This window comes from Fundidesulfovibrio sp., from assembly GCF_058402725.1.
In genome coordinates this window covers 1-3,591 of sequence record NZ_JBZVFJ010000229.1, presented here as the reverse complement: position 1 = coordinate 3,591, position 3,591 = coordinate 1, and the positions used below count along the sequence as shown (strand labels likewise).

Annotated in this window: 5 protein-coding genes; 1 reads left to right on the top strand and 4 read right to left on the bottom strand. The window is 71.5% G+C overall.

Annotated elements, in window-relative coordinates; all coding sequences use genetic code 11:
- The 4 genes from ACV4UX_RS17870 to ACV4UX_RS17855 form a co-directional block, all read right to left on the bottom strand.
- Window positions 1–371, bottom strand: a 371-nt coding sequence (locus ACV4UX_RS17870; RefSeq protein ID WP_491594633.1) for a hypothetical protein, incomplete at its 3' end; no start/stop codon positions are given.
- Window positions 368–514, bottom strand: a complete 147-nt coding sequence (locus ACV4UX_RS17865; protein ID WP_491594632.1) for a hypothetical protein — start codon at window positions 512–514, stop codon at window positions 368–370. The genes ACV4UX_RS17865 and ACV4UX_RS17870, both read right to left, overlap by 4 nt.
- 96 nt (window positions 515–610) lie before the next feature.
- Window positions 611–1,231 carry a response regulator gene (locus ACV4UX_RS17860; RefSeq protein ID WP_491594631.1) on the bottom strand — a complete coding sequence of 207 codons (621 nt, stop codon included), beginning with the start codon at window positions 1,229–1,231 and terminating at the stop codon, window positions 611–613.
- A complete protein-coding gene (locus tag ACV4UX_RS17855; RefSeq protein ID WP_491594630.1) occupies window positions 1,228–2,469 on the bottom strand; it encodes a PAS domain-containing sensor histidine kinase in 1,242 nt (413 codons plus the stop codon). Before ACV4UX_RS17855 ends, ACV4UX_RS17860 begins: the two co-directional genes overlap by 4 nt.
- A 363-nt stretch (window positions 2,470–2,832) precedes the next feature.
- Between ACV4UX_RS17855 and ACV4UX_RS17850 the strand changes: the two genes are divergently transcribed.
- On the top strand, window positions 2,833–3,591 hold a 759-nt coding region (locus tag ACV4UX_RS17850; protein ID WP_491594629.1), incomplete at its 3' end, for a hypothetical protein.

Here is a 3,591-nt window from a genome sequence, read left to right as displayed (position 1 = left end):
GCCGCTTCCAGGGCCGCGTCCAGGGGCTCCATGCCGCCCCCCAGGATGTCCGGGGCCTCCAGCCGGGCGGCCTGGGTCGGCGTGAGCCCTCGCGCTCTCCCGCACCAGAGCGAGGCCAGGGCCATGACGGGATTGGAGGCCGAGGGCGGGCTGTCCGTGAGGAAGCCCGCTTCGCGGATGCTCCCGTCCACGACGGACACGAACACCTCCACGAAGCCGCCCGAGGGCGACAGGGCGCGGGCCGACGCCGTGACCCTGGCCGGAATTCCCAGCCAGGGCGGATCGAAGAGCAGGTCGAAGAGGTCCGGCCGATCCCTTGCCAGGTCGCCGGAATCCCGAATCGGCAATTGTTGCGGAGAGGCCCTGCTCATTTGGGCTCCGTGCGCTTGTAGAGGCCGAAATCGAAGTCGCGCGGGAGACGCTTGCGCCTGGCGGAGCGGCGCGCGGCGTGGCCCAAGGCCAGTCCGGTGAGCAGGGCGGCGAGGGCCAGCAGTGCTGTCATGGTCGCGATCATGGGGTCACCTCCAGGGAAATGTCCCGTGGGCGTGCGGCGACCATAGCGCCTTGTCCGGCGCGGACAACTTTGTCGGAACCGTCCGACAGGAGAGGGTCAGTCCATGAGACCCATGGTGAGGGCGCGGCGGTAGAAGTCTGCGGCGGTGCGCAGGCCCAGCTTGCGCATGATCCGGCTGCGGTAGGTGCTGGCTGTCTTCACGGAGAGGTCCAGGTCGCGTGCGATGTCGCTCACGGTGCGGCCCTGGGCCAGGAGACGCATCACCTCGCGTTCGCGCCGGGAGAGGGCTGCCAGTGGATCCTGGCGCGGCGCGAGGCCGGGCGAGAGGCCCGGGCTCACGTAGGTCTGGCCCTCCAGGACGCAGGCCAGGGCCTCGGTAAGCTCCTGCGGGGCGGAGTTCTTGCCCAGGTAGCCCCTGGCCCCCAGTGCCAGGGCGCGGCGGGCGTATTCGGCCTCCTGGTGCATGCTGAGCACCAGCACGGGCAGGCCCGGCCGGTTGGCGGCGATCCACTCCAGAAGATCCAGGCCGCTGCCGTCGGGCAGGGAGATGTCCAGCACGGCCAGGTCGCACGGGTCTTCCAGGGCGGCCAGGGCCAGGGCCACGCCAGGGGCCTCGACGAAGGAGCAGCCGGGCAGGGCGGCGGCCAGGATGTCCACCACGCCCCGGCGCACCACGGCATGGTCGTCCACCACCAGCACGTGGAGCGGGCGGGTCATGGAGAGGCCTTGCGCCGTGCGGCGCGGGGCATCCTCTCGGGCACGGAGGCGCAGAGGAGCGTGCCTCCGCCGGGCGCGGCTCCGATGTCCATGCTCCCTCCCACCGCGCGGATGCGTTCGCGCATGCCGGTGAGCCCGAGAGAGCCGGGCTCGTCCAGGGCCTTGGGGTCCATGCCCCGGCCGTCGTCGGCCACCTCCAGGCGCAGGCGGCCCCGGGAGCGCGCCAGGCGCACGCGCACCCGCGTGGCCCCGGCGTGGCGGGCCACGTTGGTGAGCCCTTCCTGGAAAACACGGTAGAGCGCCGTGGAGACCTCGGGCGTCACACCCAGAAGGCCGGGGCCTGCCTCCACGTCCACGACGATTCCCGAGCCCTCCTGGAAGGTGCGCGCGCGCCAGGCCACGGCCTCGGCCAGGCCCAGCTCGTCCAGGATGGCCGGGCGCAGCTCCCGGGCGATGCGCTGCACGCTCTCGACCGTGCCCGCCACGATCTGGCGCAGGGCGGCGACGCGCTGCGGATCGGGACGGGCCTGAGGCGCTTCCAGGCTGAAGAGGCCCATGTTCAGGGCCGTGAGGTTCTGTCCCAGTTCGTCGTGGATTTCGCGGGCGATGCGCGTGCGCTCCTCCTCGATGCGTTGCTGGAGGTAGGTGGAGAGGCTGCGGAAGCGCTCGCGGGAGCGTTCAAGCTCCTTGCGGGCGCGGTTTCCCCGGCGGATTTCGGTGCGCAGCTCCCGGTTGGTCCGGTCCAACTCGGCCGTGCGTTCGAGCACGCGCTCCTCCAGCCGTTCGTGGGCCTCGCGCAGCGCCTGCTGGGCGCTCACGCGGTCGGTCACGTCGCGCAGGCTCAGGCGCAGCCCCTTGAAGCAGCCGTCGGGGCCGAAGACCCGGGTGGTCTCCTGGGCCAGCCAGACCAGCGCCCCGTCCGCGCGGCGGATGCGGAAATCCAGGGAGGGCACGTCGCGCTCGAGGCTCTGTTCCATGAGCCGACGCCAGCCGGGATAGTCCTCGGGGTGGACCGTACGGAGGAAGAAGTCCGGTTCTGCGCGCGCGGCCTCGGCCGGCCGGCCCGTTACCCGCAGGCACGAGGGCGAAACGTAGCGCACGTCCCCGGCCGGGCCGATCCAGAGTTCCCAGTCGTAGGTGCCGTCTGCCACGGTTCGGAAGACCGCCAGGCGCTCGCGCAGGCGGCGGACGCCTGCGGCAAGACGAAGGCGCGCGTCGAGTCGGGCTGGAAGACGCATCACGGGCGCTCTCCGGGGGCGTGCGTGCAGGGCATGGCGTCATCCTATCAGGAACCGCGCCGCTTGCGAACCGGTAGGAGGCGTCCTACAGGCGCATGCATCCGGCGCGTGGCCGACGACGCTCCCGGGGGCGGCAGGCGTCCCGGAGAGCGCATGGATCTTGCCCGTGCGGGCGCGTACGCCACGAGCGCATCGCCGCTGGCGGCGTACTTGCGGTAGCTTGCCCCGCGCGGGCGCGTACGCTATCTTGGAGGCTGGCCGACGCGGCCTCCGGGCCGGATCGTCCCACCGGTCCCGGGATTGCGGACGTACACCTGCCCCGGCCACGCCGCGCCGCCGGAGCGCAATTCCGGACCGGGAGCCATGGCCAAGATCGACGTCGCCATCAACGTGCTGGGCAAGCCCTACCAGACCACCCTGACCCTCTTCTCACTGCTGCGCCACTCCTGGAAACACATCGACCGCATCTACCTGGCGGAGGAGGCGGCCAACTCGCCGCAGCAGAGCGAAGGGCTCACCTGCGTGAAGGAGAAGCTGCGCGCCAAGCTGACGGTGTTCAAGCCCCGCTATTGCCACTGGATCCGCTCCGTGGACCCCGTGAAGCTGGCCGACGACGACGTGCGCCTGGCCGTGCGCTACCAGTACGCCTGGGAGCGCAGCGACAAGGACCGTCTGCTGGTTATCCACAACGACTGCCTCTTCCGGGGCGACGTGGTGGGGGCCATGCTGGAGGCCATGGGCGACGCCGTGGCCATCGGCGACGTGGGGGCCTGCATGGGCTGTCCGGCCCACTACGCCGGGAAGTGCGGCAAGGGCCGCCACATGGACTATCGCCCCGGCCTGGAGGAGCTCGCGGCCCTCTACGCGTCCCACGACTATTCCGGGCCGCACCACGTCTCGCCCATGCACGAGAGCCTGTTCAACGACAACTACCGCCGCCACCCCTGGCCCCTGCCGCCCTGCCGCGTGAACGAGTGGTGCGCCCTGGTTGATCTCAGGGCCGCACGGCCCTTCACCGCGCCTCTTGGGAGCGGCTCGCCTCTGGGGGCCATCACCGCCATGGGCGAATACGCGCTGGACACCGGGGCCGAGTGGTTCCACGACATGCACGCGCAGGGCCTG